We start from the raw sequence: 16,905 nt of genomic DNA on the forward strand, positions 1-16,905 counted from the left end.
CGCAGCACCTCCTGCTCCCCGCCCGTCACTGGATTGGCCGGTGGCGGGCAGGGTAGGGGGCTGCGTCAGTAGGGGACGTTGAGGGTGGTGAAGGTCGGCGGCGTGGTGCTGGTGAAGAAGTTCACGAACGTCGCGACGTAGTAGTTGCCCCCCAGGCCCTGGAGGGTGCCCGACTTGTAGCCCTGCACCTTCAGCGTCGTGCCATCGGCTTGGATGGAGACTCCGCCCGAGGTGATCTGCCCGTAGGGGTAGTCACCGCGGATGTCCGCGCTGCGCACCGTGGACAGGGTCGCCGGGTCCACGTGCCTGAGACCCAGGTAGGTGGGCGAAGAGCCGCTGTAGGTCCCCTTCAGCGTGAACGCGACCGCGAGCCCCAGGGCGTTTCCCTTCATCGACAGCTTGGGCTCGGAGCCGTAGGAGGTCCCCATTACCGTCGAGACGTCCGCGGGATGGGGGCAGCCCTCGCCGCCGTTGCGGGTGAGGATGACATTGTAGGTCGGCGGCGCCGGGAGGGTCTGGATGGCGTTGAGCGTGAAGTCGCAGCCCTGCGACGACGCCGTCGCGGGAATCACGACGGCTGCGGACTGCCGCGCCAGTTCCTCGCCTTCCACCTGCTCCGGTCCACCACAGGCGGCAAGAGTCAGGACAGAACCCAGACACATCACACGCGAGAGCTTGTTCATTTGCGGAATGCCTTTCAGGGAAGAGCCATCACCCTATCAAGACAGACCTGGTGGGCCAACGAGGATGTCCTTCCATTCGCCATAGCCCTCCGCGGGTGCGCCGCTCTTCAGGAACCTGCGCACGTCGGAGTCGAACTCCAGCAAGATGCTGCCCACGGACTGGCTCAGCCAGTCTTCGTCGCTGCAGGCCAGCAGGCTCCCGGCGGCCTGGAGCGCCGGAGTCCCCTGCTTGACGGCGAGAATGACAGACAACTGGTGACTCTCCGCGCCTGGCATCTGACGTTGCGCGAGGGCCTTCAGGCGCCAGCGTGCCCCTGTAACTCCGAGCACCTCCGTCTGAGCGCACCTCCGGACCGCTTCGGAGATGAGAGGGCCCACGCCCTCCTTGCCGTAGCGCTCCACCGCGACCTCCGCCGTCAGTCGCGCGGTGGGCAGTGGCACCCAGAGCCCCACCTTCTTCAGCGTGTCGAGCTGGAGCGAGCCGCTCAATTCCTTGCGCGCCTTCACCTCCGCGCCCTGCTCCGGCAACAGCTTGAGCACGCGAAAGGCGTCTGGACTCTCCACTTCGGTGCTGAACTCCACGAGGCACTCGATGCGCGAGAAGCCCTGGCCCCTCATCGGGAACAGCGTCAGGGAAATGTCGACCTGCCACAGCGAGTACCCATCAGGACAGGGCACCTCCAGACCCCGGTACGGCGTCACCGTCAGCTCGCGATGAAACGACACCAGCTCCGCGGTGGCCTGCTTGCGCAGCTCGATGAAGTACTCCCCCAGGTGCGTGCCATCGCACAGGGCGGCGGACCGCGTGCTCAGCCGAAACGCGTCATGCACGGCCTCATCCCATCGCGGCAGGGAACCCACCGGAGGATGGACCTCCAGGAAGCGTTCGAGCGCCTCGCTCATCAGCTCATGGGACATGGGGCTCCTCGCCGCGTCTCGTGGCCTGCCAGGACGCCCGGAGCGGTCATCCGGTCTTCCTTCGCACCAGCGTCGCTCCTCCGTCCACCGCCGACTTCAGAGCCCCACGAATCGCATCCTGCGCCCGACCCGCGAGCCGCAGCTCCAGCTTCACCAGCACCGGCACATCGGCCCGGCACTTCGGGCAGCGTGAGGCCTCCTTGCGAATGGACGCGCCGCACCCCGCCGGGCACGGCCGACGCGAGCGCCCCTCCAGCCGCCGCGCGAACAGCCCCGCCACCACGCACCCCACGGTGAAGACAATCACCAGCGCCAGGGCCAGCGGAGCAAACAAGATGGCCGCCGCCGCCACGGCCAGGGCCACGAAGTCCTCCATGCGCAGCAGCCAGCGGTAGGGGTGGGCCAGGTCGGTCTCCAGATTTCCCACGCTGTCCTGCAGCCGCTGCCGCATCGAATAGGTCGCCACGGCGATGCCCGCGCCCACCGCGCCCACGGCCCACGGGGGGAGCTGCTCCGTTTGCACCCCCATCGAGGCCATTGCCACCACCGCGCCGCTCGCGGCGCTCAGGCTGAACTGTGCCAGCCCCAGGAACAGGCGCAGGTCCGCGTCCCGCTGCGTGTACATCTCGAAGGCCAGCAGGGCGACGAAGGTCCCCATCGCCTCGGGAGTGGCCATCCACGCCATCTCAGGCGGCAGCGCCACGTAGTGGAAGTGCGAGGCCGCCGCCACCAGCAGCAGGCTGGCCCCGGCGCGCGTCCCGGACGCACTGCTCAGTCCGATGAGCTGGGAAAGGATTGCGAAGGAAATCATGGCTCAGCCTCCCACCAGGCTGGAGAGGAGCCCACGCAGCACCCCGAGCTTCTCGAACAGCCACCACAGCAACATCACCGAGCCGACCGTGAAGACCAGCAGCGACGTCAGGAACCCCACCAGCAGCACCACCTCCCACCGCGCCATTGGGATTCCGCGCGCCTCGCGCTCCGTCTGCCACGCCAGGTAGCGGCGCGCGAAGATGCCCGCGGCGGCGACCTGGCCCGTGCTCAGCACCACCTTGGCCAGCGCTCCGACGGCGGGGATGAAGGTGAGCACCTCGCCCAGGAGGATGGCCGCCGCCACGAAGCAGCCCGCCGCCAGCCGCAGCGTCAGCTGTGAGACCTGCCTGCGCTGCGGCGTGAGCAGCTGCAGCGCCGGCTTCACCATCGTCACGCGAATCCACAGCAGCGCCGCCACGAGCAGCAGGGAGGTGAGCAGCGGGAACCAGCTCGCCGCCAGGCTCGCCACGGCCACCACGGTCACCGCCACCCAGAGCCGCGCCGAGGCGCGCTCCGTGGCGAGTTGATGCAGCACCTCCCGGTCCGTCGGGCTCGGGAGGGTCTGTTCGTCACACCGGGGGCACGGCCTGCCTCGCAGCACGGCGCCGCCCGGGATTTTCTCGGCGCAGCGGCGGCAGCGGCCGCCCAGCAGCAGCGCGAGCTCGTGCTCCTCGCCGCTGGCGACCGCGGTGGTGCTCATCGTCACGGTGACTTCCCCCTCATGCGGACGTCCCCGGCCTGCCTGGCGGGAACCGGCCCCTCCCGGAGCCTCCGGAGGGCGAGGTTACTGGCGCGTGAAGGTGATGCCAATGGGACGCACCAGCTCCCCCGTGGGCGGTACGAAGACGGCTCCGGTGTTGCCCGAGGAGGGAAGGGGCGCGTTCGTCCGTCCGTCGAAGCGGAGGAGGGCACCGCGCAGCTCGCCTCCCTGGGTGTTGTCGAACCCCACGGAATAGAGCCGGCCCTCGTCGTCGAAGGCGAGGCCGCCCAGGTTGTTCCCCGCCGGCACCGTGCCGGAGTAGTTCGTGGAGAGCGTGGCCTCCAGCGCGCCGCTCTCCAGGTCATGGCGCCGGATGTCATTGGCGAAGTCGCTGACGAACAGGTCGCACTCGCCACCGGAGCGCTCGCAGTCCGGCCCGAAGGCGAGGCCGAGCAGGCGGATGTAGCCCAGTCCCGCGGGCGAGAGCTCGGGCTGGTCGATGAAGACCTCGGACTGGCCCGTGGCGATGTCGAAGCGCAGCACCTGGCTGGGCAGCCCGGGGAAGGTGGGCTGACCGTCCACGGCGACGCTGCCCTGCGTGCTCACGTAGAGCCGTCCGGCCCTGTCAAAGGCCAGCGCGTTGGGGCCGTTGAGTCCCCCCGGCGCTCCGTTCCCCGTGGCGAACACGTCGATGAAGCTCCCCGTCTCCGCGTCGAAGCGGAGGATGCGGTCGGTGAGGAGGCTGCTGACGTAGAGCCGGTCATCCGGCCCGAAGGCGAGGCCCGTCGGGCGCACCAGACTCCGAGCCACCGCGAACACGGTGAGGAACTCCCCCGTCTGCCCGTCGTAGCGGACGATGGCCGAGTTCTCCGTCGTGTCCCCACTGGACACGAACAGGTCGCCCCCCTGATTGAAGACCAGCGCATCCGGAGCGATGAGGCCCGCGGGGCCATCGTCCTCGATGAAGTCCCCGAGGAACTCGCCCGTCCGGGCGTCGAACCGCACCACGTTGTCCGCGCGGCTGTTGCCGATGAGCAGCACTCCGCGGCCGGCGGGTGTCTCCGGCTCGACCTCGCCGCAGCCCCCGGTGAAGGCCACGGTGAAGGCCACCAGGGCGGCGAGGCGAAGCGGAGCGCGTGAGGAGGTCCGCGGCGCAATCAAACGTCGATTCATGCGGCACACGATAGGAAATGCCCGGCTCGCCCGGCCGCGGAACTCCCAGGGACACGGAGAGATATCGACCACGCGACTCCCGGTACGTCCCCACGGTCCGCCATCCGGACGGGCGGTGCGGGCTTCTCCGGAGCGGCGCTGCGTCACTTCCGCCACTCCTGGAAGGAGCGGACCGTGAAGCGCACACCCACCCCGCGCGCGAGTGATGGGTGCTGAATCCTCTTTTGCGGCAATTTCCCGTCAGAGCTTCATCCCTGGAGTAGAGTGCGCCACCCATGACGCGGCCTGTGTCCGCCTACGCCCCTCGAAGCGAGCGCAAGCCGTTGTACGTGAAGGTGGTGACGCAGCCCGCGCTCCATGGGTGCTGGGCGGTCAACATCAGCGAGACGGGCATTGGCCTCATCGCCACGCCGCGCGACGCCTCGGAGGGGCCTCGCGAGGGCGAGGAGGTGGAGCTGTCCTTCTCACTGCCCGACTCGGGAGAGCACGTCCGCGTGCTCGGCGACGTGCGGTGGCGGCATGACGCGTCCGGGGCGGTGACGTCGCTCGGAGTCATCTTCCGCACCTTCGAGGGCTCGGATGGGGGGAAGCTGGCGCGCTACCTGTCCACCTCGCACCTCCAGGTGGTGGTGGCGTTTGCCAGCGAGCTGGAAGCCCACGGGGTGCGCGCCGCGCTGGACGGGCAGGCCACGCCGCACTTCGCCTCCAGCCCCGCCGAGGTCCACTCGCTGCTGACGCGAGGCGACGCCGCGGTGCTGCTGGTGTGCGGGCACGACGAGGGCGAGGCGCTGGCCCTGGTGGAGTCGCTGGCCGCGCGTCGCACGGAGGTGGACCTGTCCGGCGCGGGCCCTCCGAGCGACCTGGCCTCCCGCATCGTCTACTGCGCGCCCGCCGCCCCCGAGCGGCTGGTGGAGCTCTTCAATTCCGGCCGCATCTTCCGCGCGCTCGGCGCCCACCCCACGCAGGAGGCCGTGCGCCAGGCGGTGCTGCAGGCCGGCCGTGAGCACGGCATGCGCACCGAGCAGTGGCGCATGGCGCTGGAGCTGGAGCGCAACCTCCTGCGCGAGCGGGCGCTGTCGCAGGCCCTGCCCGCGGCCCTGGGCGGCAGGGGCAGTGACGAGGTGGGCTTCCGCAGCGGCGCCATGCAGCGGGTGATGGAGATGGTGCGCCTGGTGTCGCCCCACCGCGTCGCGGTGCTGCTGCAGGGCGAGACGGGCACCGGCAAGGAGGTGCTGGCGCGCATCCTCCACCGGCTCAGCGGGCGCGGAGACGTGTCGCTGGTGGTGCAGGACTGCGGCGCGCTGACGGAGACGCTGCTGGAGAGCGAGCTGTTCGGCCACGTGAAGGGCGCCTTCACCGGCGCGGTGGCGGACCACCCGGGCCTGTTCGTGCTCGCCAATGGCGGCACCATCTTCCTGGACGAAATCGAGAACACCACCCCCAACCTCCAGGCCAAGCTGCTGCGCGTGCTGGAGACGGGGGACGTGCGGCCGGTGGGCGGCACCCACGTGCGCCACGTGGACGTGCGCGTGGTGGCCGCCAGCAACAAGGACCTGGGCGAGGAGGTGCGCGCCGGCCGCTTCCGCGCGGACCTCTTCTACCGGCTCAACAGCTTCACCATCGACATCCCCCCGCTGCGCGAGCGGCCCGAGGACGTGCCGGAGCTGGCGCGCTTCTTCCTGGAGCTGTTCAACCGCGCCCTCAAGCGCTCCGCCAGCGGCCTGGGGCCGGACGTGGAGGACGCGCTGCGCGCCTACTCCTGGCCGGGCAACGTGCGCGAGCTGCGCAACGTCATGGAGCGCGCCGTGCTCCTGTCCCGCCCGGGCGAGGTCGTCACCCGGAGGCTGCTGCCTCCGGTGCTGGGCGCCGCGGTGCCGGTGCGCAACGAGCACACCGGAGATGGCTCGCTGCGCGCGCGGCTGGAGCGGGTGGAGCGCGAGCTCATCCGCGAGGCGCTGGAGCGCCATGGCGGCGTGCTGCGGCGCGCGGCCGTGGCGCTGGGGATGGACCCGGTGACGCTGGGCCGCAGGGCCCGGCGCCACGGACTGTGGAAGGCGGACTGACGCCGCCTCAGTGGCTGCGCACCCACTGGAGCATCGGCTTCCAGACGCGCTCGCGCGCGTCGTCCGCGAGGAACAGGTCCGCGTGCCCGTAGTCCAGGGCGCGCGCCGACTCCGGCAGCGTGCGCGCGATGAGGACGGTGACGTCCTGGCTGCCCAGCTGCGTGAGGCTGTGCTCGCCGTAGCGGCCCACGCCTCCCGCGGCGCCCACGTACAGCACCGGCACCTTCACCCGGCTCAGGTGGTCGTCGTAGGGCACGTCCAGGCCGCACGCCCAGGCGTCCGACTCCACCACCTCGTTGAGGCTCTGGTAGGGCGCGGCGCGCTGGCTGTACTCATAGACGTACTCCTCACGGGTGAAGACCAGCGAGGCCGGAAGCCCCGTGGCGTCCGGCGCCCCGGCCATCAGGTGGTAGCCCGGGGCGACGGGCTTCAAGGGCGCCAGCAGCGCGCCCGTGGCCGCCGCGGAGACGATGGCCACCTTCCGGTTGGAGGGGATGCCGGTGCCGGGGCCGAACACGTCCTCCGGCAGCAGCGGCGACGGCGCGCTCGGCGCCGTCTCGGCGAGGAAGCCGATGGTCTGCAGGGTGATGCCGGGCGCGGGGCCGAGAAGCCCGCCCTCCACGCGGCCCGCCTGCCGCGCCGCGCTCAGCACGGCGTGGCGCTCGCAGGCCCAGTCCCGCTGCTCCGCGTCCTGGGGGGAGTAGCGCACCGCCATGTCCACGGGGATGAAGCCGTCCACCTGGCGCAGTGCGCGCGGCAGCCGCGCCTCCAGGTTCAGGTACGCATAGGTCACCGCCGCGCCCCGGCTCCACCCCATCAGGTGCAGCGCGCCCGCGCCGCTCCGCGTCGCCAGGCGCACCGCCCGCGCCACCGTCAGGCCCGTGCCCACGTCCTGGGCGTGCGTGCCCAGCGTCCAGTTCGCCATGAAGGAGAAGTCCTGCGTGGCCTGGGGCACCCCCACCCACCGCAAATCGATGCCCCACACGTCCACGCCCTCCTTCGCCATATAGGCGGCGATGGAGTGGTCTACCGGCACGTGCGCCGAGCCCACGCTGGAGAGGAAGGCCGCCTCGAAGCCCCAGCCGTCGCCGTGCACCATGAAGACCGAGCGGGTCGCCCGCGCCGGCCGCCAGGCCGCGTCCTCACGCACCACCCGGTGGAGGGTGACGAAGTCGTGCGCGCCCGCGCCCACCCGGACCCGGAACCGGTAGTGCGCCACGTCGCCGAACAGGGTGTCCCGCGTGACGAGTGGGGCGGACACCTGGGCCGCGCCCACACCTTCCAGGGGGGCCGCCGCGGAGACGACGTGTTGCAACTCTTCGGCGGCTGCCACCTCGCCACCGCCACAACCGAGTGCCAGATTGGCCAGCGCAACACAGAGAATGAACCAGGAACGCATACAGACCTCAAAACCAGCGGAAGGGGTTGGGGGAGCCGTCACCGCCGGCCCAGGACTCCCCCGTCGTGTCGCCCTCTGAGCAGAATCCAAGCCACCCCCCAAACGCCTGGAATCCCTGGAGTGCCCTCCAGTCGTGGGCTTCACGCGTGAAGGCCACTCTGGATCGAACCCCTGACATGCCCTGCCAGGTACGGGACTTCCGTGCCTGCTTCATCACTGAAGCGGGCACGTCACCCGTGCGCCACCTCGCGGGAGCGAGGCACCACCGGGCAGCGCATGTCATTGGGGGCGACGAGCGTGCGCCAATAAACACATGACAGGAGATCCAGCAAGGGCCGTTTAATCCTGGAGGACGGCACGCCTGCCTGGGTCCTGACAGCACCAGCGGGTGTCAGGGGATGCTGAACACACGGGTCCTTCCGGCCCTCGCCGCCCTCCAGGGGAGGGCGCACCTGGGTGTCATCGCCCTACCCGGGAGGCCTCATGGTGGAGCCGCGTTTCCAGCGCAACCTCGGAGTCATTGGTCCTGAAACGATGGAGCGGCTGTCGCGCACGCACGTGCTCGTCGCCGGAGTGGGAGGGGCCGGAGGGCAGTGCGCGGTGGACCTGGCCCGGCTGGGCTTCGGCGCCGTCACGCTCGCGGACTTCGACATCTACGAGCGGCACAACATGAACCGGCAGGCAGGCTGCTTCGAGAGCACGCTGGGGCAGCCGAAGGTGGAGGTGGTGGGGCGCATGTGCCTGGACATCCACCCGGACCTGCGGCTGCGGCAGCTGGGCGAGGGAATCACCGACGACAACGCGGAGGCGGTGCTCGCGGGCGGCGCGGGCCTGCCCCCGGTGGACTTCGTGGTGGAGGTCATCGACATCGCGGGCGCGCGGGCGAAGCAGGCGCTCCACCGTGCCTGCCGCCAGCGCGGCGTGCCCGTCATGACGGGGCTGATGCTGGGCTTCGGCGCGGCGCTGCATGTCTTCCAGCCGGACGCGCCGCTCTACGAGGCGCTCTACTTCCTGCCGGATGGCCGCATCGACCTGCCGGCCATCATCCCCCACCTGGGCAGCTACATGCTCCAGGAGTACATGGACGCGTGCTACCAGGGCCAGGGGCACGCGCCCACGTGCGTGGTGGGGGCCACCACCGCGGCGGGGATGATGGTGAGCGAGCTGGTGCGCGGGGTGATGCTCGGCCCGCGCGCCATGGTGTCCTGGCCCGAGTACCTCTACGTGGACCTCTTCGACCACCGCTACGTCCGGGCCTCGATTCAGCCCGGCCGCCAGCTCACACCACGCCGCGCGTCCGCGCCTCGTGGATGACCTTCACGCCGTCCACGCCCAGCCGCTGGCTGAGGTACGGCGCCACCTGGTCCGCGTGCTTGTGCAGGCGGTGGTAGGCCTCGTCGTTGGTGCGCGTGACGAGGTTGATGCCGGAGATGATGACCCGCTGGAGGTTGTAATGGAGGTCACTGCCCTCGAGGATGGCGTGGATCTCCGAGAAGAGGGGCCGCACGTCCGACTGGAGGTTGGACAGGTGGCGGCGCTGCTCGGTGTTGGGCACGGAGGACCTGGGATTCAGGCTCGCCACCAGCACGAGCGGTGGCCTGAGCTGCTCGTAGACGTCCTTCATCTCATTGAAGACGGCGTGAACCTCCTCCTGGCTGGGCGGCGCCTCCCAGCGGAGGAAGAAGACCCTGTCGATGATGGCTGTCTTGAAGACCGGCGTTGGCATGACGTCCCACTGCTCCTTCGCTCTAAAGACCGGGTGCTCCCGGTCCCCCCTCTCGCCAGGAAACGCATGGCGCTGCCTGGCGGTCTGGCCGCCCATGGTGCGCGTGGCGGGGGGCGATGGAATCAGCCCCGGGGGCGGACATCGCCGGGAGGACAGAGGCGGCCCGCACGGCGGTGCCCGGTGTCGGGCTTCGGACGGAGGACCGCGAGCGGGAACGTGGCTCCAGCGGGACTCCCAGCAAGGCTCGGGGCCCGAGGCCGGAGGGCCTCGGACCCCGGGGGCCCGTCACTTCATGACTTCGGACAGGAACCCCTCACCGGAGGGAGGGGCCCCTGGAGACTTCAGTTGCCGGAGATGGTCTGCGTCTCCTGCGTCGCGGCGGCGATCTCCGCCTCCGTGAAGAGGATGGGGCGCCACTTCTTCTCGGAGAACAGCAGCGTCTGGTCCGCGAAGTAGGGCGAGGCCGGGTCGCTGGACTCGCTGTAGGTGAGCACCGCGTTCCCCTTCGGGCCCTCCGGGGTGAACTCCATGGCCATGATGAAGCTGCTGCCGTTGTTGATGACGTAGCCGGTGCTGGTGAGGCCCGAGTTGGGGTTGATGCGCGGGCCGCGCGGGGCGGTGTACTCGGCCTCGTTGGCGGTGGACTTCAGGGAGCCATAGGCGACCTGGTTCGCCGTGCCGTCCACGGCGATGCCGCCGTGGATGGGAATCTTCGTGCCGGTGCGCGGCGTGTACTGCACGTCACCCAGCGGGGCGTTCGCGGGGATTCCCGCGGCCGCCAGCACGAGTGTGGCCTGGGCCAGGCGCGTCAGCACCGGGGCGGGGCCCTGCTCCGGCCCCAGCGTGTTGGGCGTGCCGATGGGGTCCGCCACGTTGAAGGGCACGGCGTAGAGCGAGCCGCCATTGCTGTGCGTGGTCAGCGGATAGGTGGCGGCGAACTCACGCCACATCACCGCGCCCACGCTGTCGGTGTCGTAGCGGCCGTTCCACCCGGCGAGCGCCTGGCACGCGGGCTGGAGGTTCACCTCCACCGTCCCGGTGGACGTCTGATAGGGCACCGTCGTCACGCCCGTGCAGCGCTCGACGACCTGTGCGCGCAGCAGCTCCGCCGTCATGCTGCGGTTGTTGAGGATGGCGTCCTGCAGCTCGGTCCGGGTGAACTTGCCATCCTGGCCGGACGCGCCGTCCTCGCGCACCTCGGTGAGCAGGACGGCGTTCATGCGCGTGCGGGGGCTCTGGCCCACGCCCTCGAGCCCGTGCATGGGCGAGAAGCCCGTCAGCGGCGCGGCGGGGTTGGCCAGCCAGTAGCTGTCATTGGCGTTGAAGACGAAGTCGGTGCGGTCCAGCTGGGGCACCTTGGCGAACGGAACGATACCCGGGCCGCGGGACGCGGGCTCGTTCTGCCACTCGTTCGCCGCCTTGCTGCCGTCCAGCAGCACCAGGCCCTGGTTCTGGAAGTAGAAGGCGACCTGCGGGTCCGCCCCCGCGCTGGTGGCGCGCCACTCGGCGATGGCCTCGGGGAGCAGGTTGGGCGTGGGCGTGGCGTCCGTGTACCAGACGTTGCCCTGCGGGTCGGCCGCCATGGTGTTCACCCAGGGAATGCCCTGGACGCTCGCGTAGACGCTCTTGAAATCCTGGAGGCTCTTCGCCTTGTCCATGCCGACGAACTGGGCCATCAGCGCGGTGTTGTCGATGTTCGCGTCGCGCAGGGTGTAGGCGTACTGGGTGTTCCACTCCATCGCCAGGGGCGCGGCCTGCACGGGCAGCGACGAGCGGGGGATGACCATCATCGGGCCGTAGTGGCTCGAGTACATCGTCCGGGTGACCTTGGTCAGCGAGCCCTCGGGCAGCTTCACGAGGATGTCGATCTGCTTCGTCGTCATCGCCCGCTCCTGGCCCTCGTACATGTAGCTGGTCGGCTTGCCCGGCACGAGCGGCAGCCGGTACAGCGTCATCCGCTGGCCGGAGGAGAAGGTGTGCGTCCACGCCACGTTCTCGTTGAAGCCGATGAGCACCGCGGGCACGCCCATGAGCCCCACGCCGTAGACGTTCAGCTGGCCCGGCACGGTGAGGTGGCTCTCCCACAGCTTGAGCTCACCCTCCCAGGGGAAGTGCGGGTTGGCCACCACCATGCCGCGGCCCGTGGTGGTCTTGTCCTTGCCCAGGGCCCAGCCGTTGCTGCCCACGCTGTGCTCCGCGGGGCGCTCAATCTTGAAGCTGCCCGGCGTGGGGCGGCCCACGGAGCCTCCGCCCACCGCACCGGGCGGCTCGGCCGCGGCGATGGCCAGGATGAGCTGGTAGCTGCTGGCCGCCAGGCCCACGCTGATGTGGTAGGCCAGCAGGTCGACCTCGTTGATGGGCTTGACCCAGGTGGCGCCCTTGCACGGCTGGGGCAGGTTGGCCGCCGGCGTCTCCGTCAGGTAGCGGTTGAAGCCCGCGGCGTAGCCCTTCAGCAGCGCCTGCAGGTCCGCCGTCTGATTCGGGAGGGCCGCGCGGGCCCGCGAGGGCAGGTCCAGCAGGCGGTACGCGAAGTCGCTGGCCGCGTAGAGCTGGCCCTGGCCCTGGCCCAGGTGCTCCGCGCGCTCGCCGCGGACCTTGAGGATCTGATCCGCGAGGATGCAGACATGGTCCTTGGCGAAGGCATAGCCCTGGCCATAGCCCAGGCTGCCCATGTCCTTGCCCTGGATGTGGGGAATGCCGTGGGCGGTGCGGCGGATGGTGGCCTCGTACGCCGGCGCCGGCTCGGGCTCCGGCGTCGGAGGCGGCAGATCTTCGTCACCACATGCGGTGGTGAAGGCCAGGCTCAGCCCGGCGAGGAGGGACAGCTGCCAACGGGTGCTCCGATGACGCCGGAGCACTCCGCGCGGAGGGGACACGGGATGGGTTGAATGCATGACAGTGTTCGAGCGTAGGGAGGGGTTGATTACGAGGTCAAAAGTTTTCTGGGAGTCGACTTTTTCCCGCCCTACCGTACCAGACGAGACTTCCGGGAACGAGCGTACGGGCAGTGGAGAAACGGTGTGCTAGGAGAGCGCGCATATGACGACCGAGCCGCAGGGTGCCCGCCGCCCGCGCCGCCACTTCTCGATGATCCGCACGTTCGTGCTCGCCGACTTCGTGACGCTGGGCAACGGCTTCGCGGGAGCAGGGGCCATCCTCGCCGCCATGCAGTTCCTGGCGTCGGGTGAGCGACTCTGGCTGTGGGTGGCCTTCGGGCTGATGCCGATGGCGCTGCTGCTGGACGTCATGGATGGGCGCATCGCCCGGTGGCGCTTCAAGAAGTCGCCCCTCGGAGCGGACCTGGACTCGCTGGCGGACGTCATCTCCTTCGGCATGGCACCGGCGGCGCTGGCCTTCGCGGTGGGGATGCGCGGGGCGCTCGACGTGGCGGCGCTGCTCTACTTCGTCGCGTGCGGCATCAGCCGGCTGGCGCGCTTCAACGTCACCTCCGCGGAGCTGGCGGACGCGACGGGGAAGGTGAAGTACTTCGAGGGTACGCCCATCCCCACCAGCCTCGCGCTCGTCATGGTGCTGGCGGTGGCCACGTGGATGGACCGCATCGGCCCCCAGTTGCTGGGCGGCGTGTGGGACGTGGGGCCGGTGGTGTTGCATCCGCTCGCGCTGCTGTACGTCGCCAGCGGAAGCGCGATGATCAGCAAGACACTGCGCATCCCCAAGATTTGAAAGCGGACAGCCTCCCCCCGTGAGGCCCCGTTTTTCCCACCGGTGGGTGGTTGCCCGCCCCGCCGTGGGTGCCTAGCTTCGCCACCGATCCGCCTGACCTCCTCTATGTGGGGAGAACGGCGGTCATGGGCGATGGGTGTGGGGAAGGGGTGGGTGCCATGACGGGGCGCTGGGGCATGCTGGCCCTCGCGGTGGTGGGCTTGCTGGCCGGGTGTGCGGACAGGGACCGTTCGGCCCTGGCGGACGGACGGCTGACGGCCACTCCCGGCGGGGTCGACTTCCAGAAGGTGGCCATCTTCGACGCGCGCGAGGCGGAAATCTCGCTGCGCAACGTGGGCCGTGCGCGCATCAACGTGACTGAGGTGTGGGTGGAGGGGCCGGAGGGTTCCTACCTCGCCGAGTTCACCCATGAGGGGCCGCACAGCCTGCAGCCGGGGAGCGCGTGCAGCCTGCGCGTGCGCTTCGCGCCTCCGAAGCCGGGAGCGCTGCCGGCGATGCTGGTGGTGCGCTCGGACACGCGCATCGAACCGCTGCTGAAGATTCCGCTCAGCGGGCTGGGCGTGGCCGCGTGGGCGGAGGTGTCGCCGCGGCGGCTGGACTTCGGGCGAATCGAGGCGGACTCCAGCAAGACGATGATGCTCAAGCTGGACAACCCCACGGAGATGCCGGTGGAGGTGACGCCGCGCCTGGTGGGGGCGGACCGGGACGAGTTCACCCTGGAGCCGGTGACGCTGGCGGCCGGTGAGAGCCGGGAGGTGCCGGTGACGTTCAGCCCGGTGCGCGTGGGGCGCAAGCAGGTGGCGCTGGCGGTGTCGCCGTGCCGCGGCTGCGCGGACCTGCCGGTGCAGGTGGCCGCGGAGGCGCTGGAGCGGGCCGTCGTGGCGGAGCCCGAGGTGGTGGACTTCGGCGCGGTGCCGGTGGACCGCGAGTCCTACCGCGAGTCGCGCATCCGTAACATCAGCACCGAGCCGGCGACGGTGACGCGGCTGACGCTGGAGGGCAAGGACGCGTCCTTCAGCCAGGCCAACGCCGGCTTCCCGTTGGTGCTGCAGCCCGGCGAGGTGCGCGGCTTCCAGCTGCGCTACAGCCCGGACCACCAGGGCCCGGCGCAGGACAGGGCGCTGTACCACGTGGAGAGCCGTCGCCACCCCACGCTGCCGGTGGGGCTGCGCGGCTATGGCGGCGCGGCGGAGCTGTGCGTGTCGCCGCTGTCCTACGACTTCGGCAAGCAGCCGCTGGGCTCGAAGACGCGCGTCATGGTCAACGTGAAGAACTGCGGCTCGTCCAACGCGGGCGCGCTCACCCTCAACACCCTGGGGTGGCAGCCGGCGCCGGGCGGTGAGCTGCAGTTCAACCACACGCCGCTGGCCATGCCGTACACGCTGCAGCCGGGCCAGGAGGTGAACATCGCCGTCTTCTACGAGCCCACGCGCGCGGGCTCGGCGACGGGCTCGCTGGTGATGACGACCAACGCCTTCTCCGCGGCCACGGTGCAGATGGACTTCCGCGGCCAGGCGGAGGAGCACGCGCCCTGCCAGCTCGTCGTCACCCCGCTGGCGCTGGACTTCGGCACGGTGCCGCCGGCGCAGGGCGCGGTGCTGGGCGTGAAGCTGGAGAACCGGGGCACGGACCTGTGCCCGGTGAAGAACATCCAGCTGCGGGACAACGGAGGCGGCGTGTTCGGCATGCCCGGCGGCGCGCTGTACGGCGGCATCATGTACCCGGGAGACTGGTTCAGCTTCCTGGTGTCCTTCACCTCGCCGCCCACGGGCGGCCAGTTCACCGGCCTGCTCCAGGTGGAGCAGATGGACCCGGCCAACCCCGTCCTCCTGCTGCCGCTGCGGGCCAACTCGCAGACGGCGTGCCTGGTGGCGTCGCGCCGCTACCTCGACTGGGGCGTGGCGCGCCGCGACTGTCCGCCCGAGCCCCTGGAGGTGAACTTCCTCAACGCGTGCACCGCGCCGGTGACGGTGGACAACGTGTCGATTGGCCCGGGCACCACGGACTCCGAGTTCGCGCTGCAGAGCGTGCCGGACCCGCTGCCCTTCACCCTGGAGCCCAACCAGGGCTTCACGGTGGGCGTGGAGTACTTCGCGCAGGTCAACGGGCTGAACGTGTCGCCGCTCTACGTGGACTCGAGCGACTTGCCGGAGCCGCTGCTGGTGCCGCTCATCGGCGAGTCCTCCAAGCGGGTGGAGAAGACAGACCTCTTCGTGCAGCAGGACGTGAGCAAGGTGGACGTCCTCTTCGTGGTGGACAACACGGACTCCATGGCGGTGGAGCAGACGCGCCTGGTGGAGGCCGTCCCCACCTTCGTGGACACCGCGGCGGAGAAGAACGTCAACCTGCACGTGGCCGTCACCACCACCGGCATCCAGCAGGCGCCCCAGTCCAACCCGGCGGACAACTGCCCGGGTGGCGCGCTGGGCGGTGAGGCCGGCCGCTTCTTCCCGGCGGACAACAGCTTCAACCGCCTGCTCGACAGCGGCATGGCGGACCTGTCCGCGCAATTGCAGCGCAACGTGCAGGTGGGCAAGTGCGCCGAGGTGGAGGAGGGCTTCGAGGCCATGCGTCGCGCGCTGTCCCGGCCGCTGGTCGACAGCGTGGATGACGCGCGCACCCGCCTGCCGCGCGACGGCAACCTGGGCTTCCTCCGCGACGAGGCCGCGCTGGTGGTGCTCTTCGTCAGCGACGAGGACGACCACTCGCCGGACGCGGTGGAGACCTACGTGCAGTGGGCCCAGCAGCTCAAGGGCGTCAACCAGCCGCAGCGCGCGACGTTCTACGCGATTGCGCCTCCGGAGGACGGCTGCGACACGGCCGGTGGCGCGGGCACGCGCTACGCGGAGGCCACGGCGCGCACCGGTGGCGAGGTGGTGAGCGTGTGCGCTCCGGACTACCGGCCGCTGCTGCGCGCGGTGGCGGACAAGGCCTTCTCCGCGCAGTCACGCTTCCCGCTCAGCGAGGTGCCGGAGCCGGGCAGCATCGCGGTGACGGTGGACGGCTCGCCGGTGACGACGGGCTGGACGTACGACGGGGCCACCAACAGCGTGGTGTTCGCCAACGTGCCGGGGCCGGGCGCGAGAATCTCCATCACCTACCGCCGCTCGTGCGCAGCGCTGTAGGGCAGGCAGGCAGGCGGGAGATGTGACGCAGTCGATGGGCCGGTCATCCGGCCCTCGACGTTCGTGTCAGTCCCGGGTGCTACAGGTCTGCACGTGCCTGTGCGAATGACCAGAAAATTGGAGGGGACCTCCCGGTGTGTACCCTGAGGTCGTACCCGCTGCTGCCGAGGAGGCACCCGGTGAGCTCCCGTGATGACGAAGGAACGATGACGACCGCGGCGCGCGCGCCGGTGCGCGCGCCCGGGCTGCGGGTCATCCGGGGCGAGGGGCAGCGGAGGGAAGAACCGCTTGCCTGCCGGAATGCCGTGGCGCGCGTGCTGATGGAGGCGGGGGCGGACCTGCTGCTCCGCCGCATCAGCCCCGCGAGGGCGGCGGAAATCGAGCGCAAGGTCGACCGGGTCCTGGACTTGTTCGACCGGGTGGACGTCGCTCCGGTGCTGATGCCGGTGCTGAAGCGGCACCTGGACGAACTGGAAGCGCTGATGCGGGAGACCCGCGAGGTGCGGGCCGCCCGCCGGTAGCCCGGGGCGGTGCATCTCTGTTGGTCGGGCGTTTGACCCCCCTGGCGGGTGCGCTTACGCTCGGGACCTCTCCGCGTTCGGACCCCGGGGGCCACTGGTG

Annotated in this window: 13 protein-coding genes; 5 read left to right on the forward strand and 8 right to left on the reverse strand. The window is 70.4% G+C overall.

The window, feature by feature from the left end; all coding sequences use genetic code 11:
* Positions 1 to 65: 65 nt before the first annotated feature.
* The 5 genes from G4D85_RS27090 to G4D85_RS27110 form a co-directional block, all read right to left on the reverse strand.
* Positions 66 to 683, reverse strand: coding sequence for a hypothetical protein (locus G4D85_RS27090; RefSeq protein ID WP_205525726.1), 618 nt, complete (start codon positions 681 to 683; stop codon positions 66 to 68).
* A 36-nt stretch (positions 684 to 719) separates the two neighbouring features.
* A complete protein-coding gene (locus G4D85_RS27095; RefSeq protein ID WP_164016900.1) occupies positions 720 to 1,601 on the reverse strand; it encodes a hypothetical protein in 882 nt (293 codons plus the stop codon).
* Between the two features lie 46 nt (positions 1,602 to 1,647).
* Positions 1,648 to 2,412, reverse strand: coding sequence for a DUF4126 domain-containing protein (locus G4D85_RS27100; RefSeq protein ID WP_164016901.1), 765 nt, complete (start codon positions 2,410 to 2,412; stop codon positions 1,648 to 1,650).
* 3 nt (positions 2,413 to 2,415) lie between these two features.
* Positions 2,416 to 3,114 carry a hypothetical protein gene (locus G4D85_RS27105; protein ID WP_164016902.1) on the reverse strand — a complete coding sequence of 233 codons (699 nt, stop codon included), beginning with the start codon at positions 3,112 to 3,114 and terminating at the stop codon, positions 2,416 to 2,418.
* Positions 3,115 to 3,198: 84 nt separating this feature from the next.
* Positions 3,199 to 4,287: a Vgb family protein gene (locus tag G4D85_RS27110; protein ID WP_164016903.1), complete on the reverse strand. Its 1,089-nt coding sequence runs from the start codon at positions 4,285 to 4,287 to the stop codon at positions 3,199 to 3,201.
* A gap of 275 nt (positions 4,288 to 4,562) precedes the next feature.
* On the opposite strand from G4D85_RS27110, the gene G4D85_RS27115 reads away from it, so the two are divergent.
* The gene (locus G4D85_RS27115) at positions 4,563 to 6,350 is read left to right on the forward strand and encodes a sigma 54-interacting transcriptional regulator (RefSeq protein ID WP_205525727.1); all 1,788 of its coding nucleotides are present in this window, start codon (positions 4,563 to 4,565) and stop codon (positions 6,348 to 6,350) included.
* A 7-nt stretch (positions 6,351 to 6,357) separates the two neighbouring features.
* Here the strand turns inward: G4D85_RS27115 and G4D85_RS27120 are convergent, their stop codons facing one another.
* The gene (locus G4D85_RS27120; RefSeq protein ID WP_240359517.1) at positions 6,358 to 7,749 is read right to left on the reverse strand and encodes an alpha/beta fold hydrolase; all 1,392 of its coding nucleotides are present in this window, start codon (positions 7,747 to 7,749) and stop codon (positions 6,358 to 6,360) included.
* 483 nt (positions 7,750 to 8,232) lie between these two features.
* Here G4D85_RS27120 and G4D85_RS27125 point away from each other — a divergent pair, with 483 nt between their 5' ends.
* Entirely contained in the window at positions 8,233 to 9,063 is an 831-nt protein-coding gene (locus tag G4D85_RS27125) for a ThiF family adenylyltransferase (RefSeq protein WP_164016904.1), read from the forward strand.
* On the opposite strand, the gene G4D85_RS27130 is transcribed toward G4D85_RS27125, so the two are convergent.
* Complete coding sequence (locus G4D85_RS27130; protein ID WP_164016905.1) at positions 9,029 to 9,475, reverse strand: DofA protein; 447 nt, start codon at positions 9,473 to 9,475, stop codon at positions 9,029 to 9,031. The two genes, G4D85_RS27125 and G4D85_RS27130, sit on opposite strands and share 35 nt — an antisense overlap.
* Positions 9,476 to 9,816: 341 nt before the next feature.
* On the reverse strand, positions 9,817 to 12,369 hold the full coding sequence (locus G4D85_RS27135) for a penicillin acylase family protein (RefSeq protein WP_164016906.1): 2,553 nt from the start codon (positions 12,367 to 12,369) through the stop codon (positions 9,817 to 9,819).
* Positions 12,370 to 12,514: 145 nt separating this feature from the next.
* Between G4D85_RS27135 and G4D85_RS27140 the strand changes: the two genes are divergently transcribed.
* From G4D85_RS27140 to G4D85_RS27150, 3 genes are all read left to right on the forward strand, one after another.
* Positions 12,515 to 13,159, forward strand: coding sequence for a CDP-alcohol phosphatidyltransferase family protein (locus tag G4D85_RS27140; protein WP_164016907.1), 645 nt, complete (start codon positions 12,515 to 12,517; stop codon positions 13,157 to 13,159).
* 158 nt (positions 13,160 to 13,317) lie between these two features.
* Positions 13,318 to 16,284, forward strand: coding sequence for a choice-of-anchor D domain-containing protein (locus G4D85_RS27145; RefSeq protein ID WP_164016908.1), 2,967 nt, complete (start codon positions 13,318 to 13,320; stop codon positions 16,282 to 16,284).
* A gap of 134 nt (positions 16,285 to 16,418) precedes the next feature.
* Positions 16,419 to 16,805, forward strand: a complete 387-nt coding sequence (locus tag G4D85_RS27150) for a hypothetical protein (protein ID WP_164016909.1) — start codon at positions 16,419 to 16,421, stop codon at positions 16,803 to 16,805.
* Positions 16,806 to 16,905 lie beyond the last annotated feature (100 nt).

This window comes from Pyxidicoccus trucidator, from assembly GCF_010894435.1.
GTDB classification, from domain to species: domain Bacteria; phylum Myxococcota; class Myxococcia; order Myxococcales; family Myxococcaceae; genus Myxococcus; species Myxococcus trucidator.

Bases quoted from the DNA above. Each gene is read 5' to 3' on its own strand.
- G4D85_RS27090 (WP_205525726.1), bottom strand. From the start codon at position 683: ATGAACAAGCTCTCGCGTGTGATGTGTCTGGGTTCTGTCCTGACTCTT.
- G4D85_RS27095 (WP_164016900.1), bottom strand. From the start codon at position 1,601: ATGTCCCATGAGCTGATGAGCGAGGCGCTCGAACGCTTCCTGGAGGTC.
- G4D85_RS27100 (WP_164016901.1), bottom strand. From the start codon at position 2,412: ATGATTTCCTTCGCAATCCTTTCCCAGCTCATCGGACTGAGCAGTGCG.
- G4D85_RS27105 (WP_164016902.1), bottom strand. From the start codon at position 3,114: ATGAGCACCACCGCGGTCGCCAGCGGCGAGGAGCACGAGCTCGCGCTG.
- G4D85_RS27110 (WP_164016903.1), bottom strand. From the start codon at position 4,287: ATGAATCGACGTTTGATTGCGCCGCGGACCTCCTCACGCGCTCCGCTT.
- G4D85_RS27115 (WP_205525727.1), top strand. From the start codon at position 4,563: ATGACGCGGCCTGTGTCCGCCTACGCCCCTCGAAGCGAGCGCAAGCCG.
- G4D85_RS27120 (WP_240359517.1), bottom strand. From the start codon at position 7,749: ATGCGTTCCTGGTTCATTCTCTGTGTTGCGCTGGCCAATCTGGCACTC.
- G4D85_RS27125 (WP_164016904.1), top strand. From the start codon at position 8,233: ATGGTGGAGCCGCGTTTCCAGCGCAACCTCGGAGTCATTGGTCCTGAA.
- G4D85_RS27130 (WP_164016905.1), bottom strand. From the start codon at position 9,475: ATGCCAACGCCGGTCTTCAAGACAGCCATCATCGACAGGGTCTTCTTC.
- G4D85_RS27135 (WP_164016906.1), bottom strand. From the start codon at position 12,369: ATGCATTCAACCCATCCCGTGTCCCCTCCGCGCGGAGTGCTCCGGCGT.
- G4D85_RS27140 (WP_164016907.1), top strand. From the start codon at position 12,515: ATGACGACCGAGCCGCAGGGTGCCCGCCGCCCGCGCCGCCACTTCTCG.
- G4D85_RS27145 (WP_164016908.1), top strand. From the start codon at position 13,318: ATGACGGGGCGCTGGGGCATGCTGGCCCTCGCGGTGGTGGGCTTGCTG.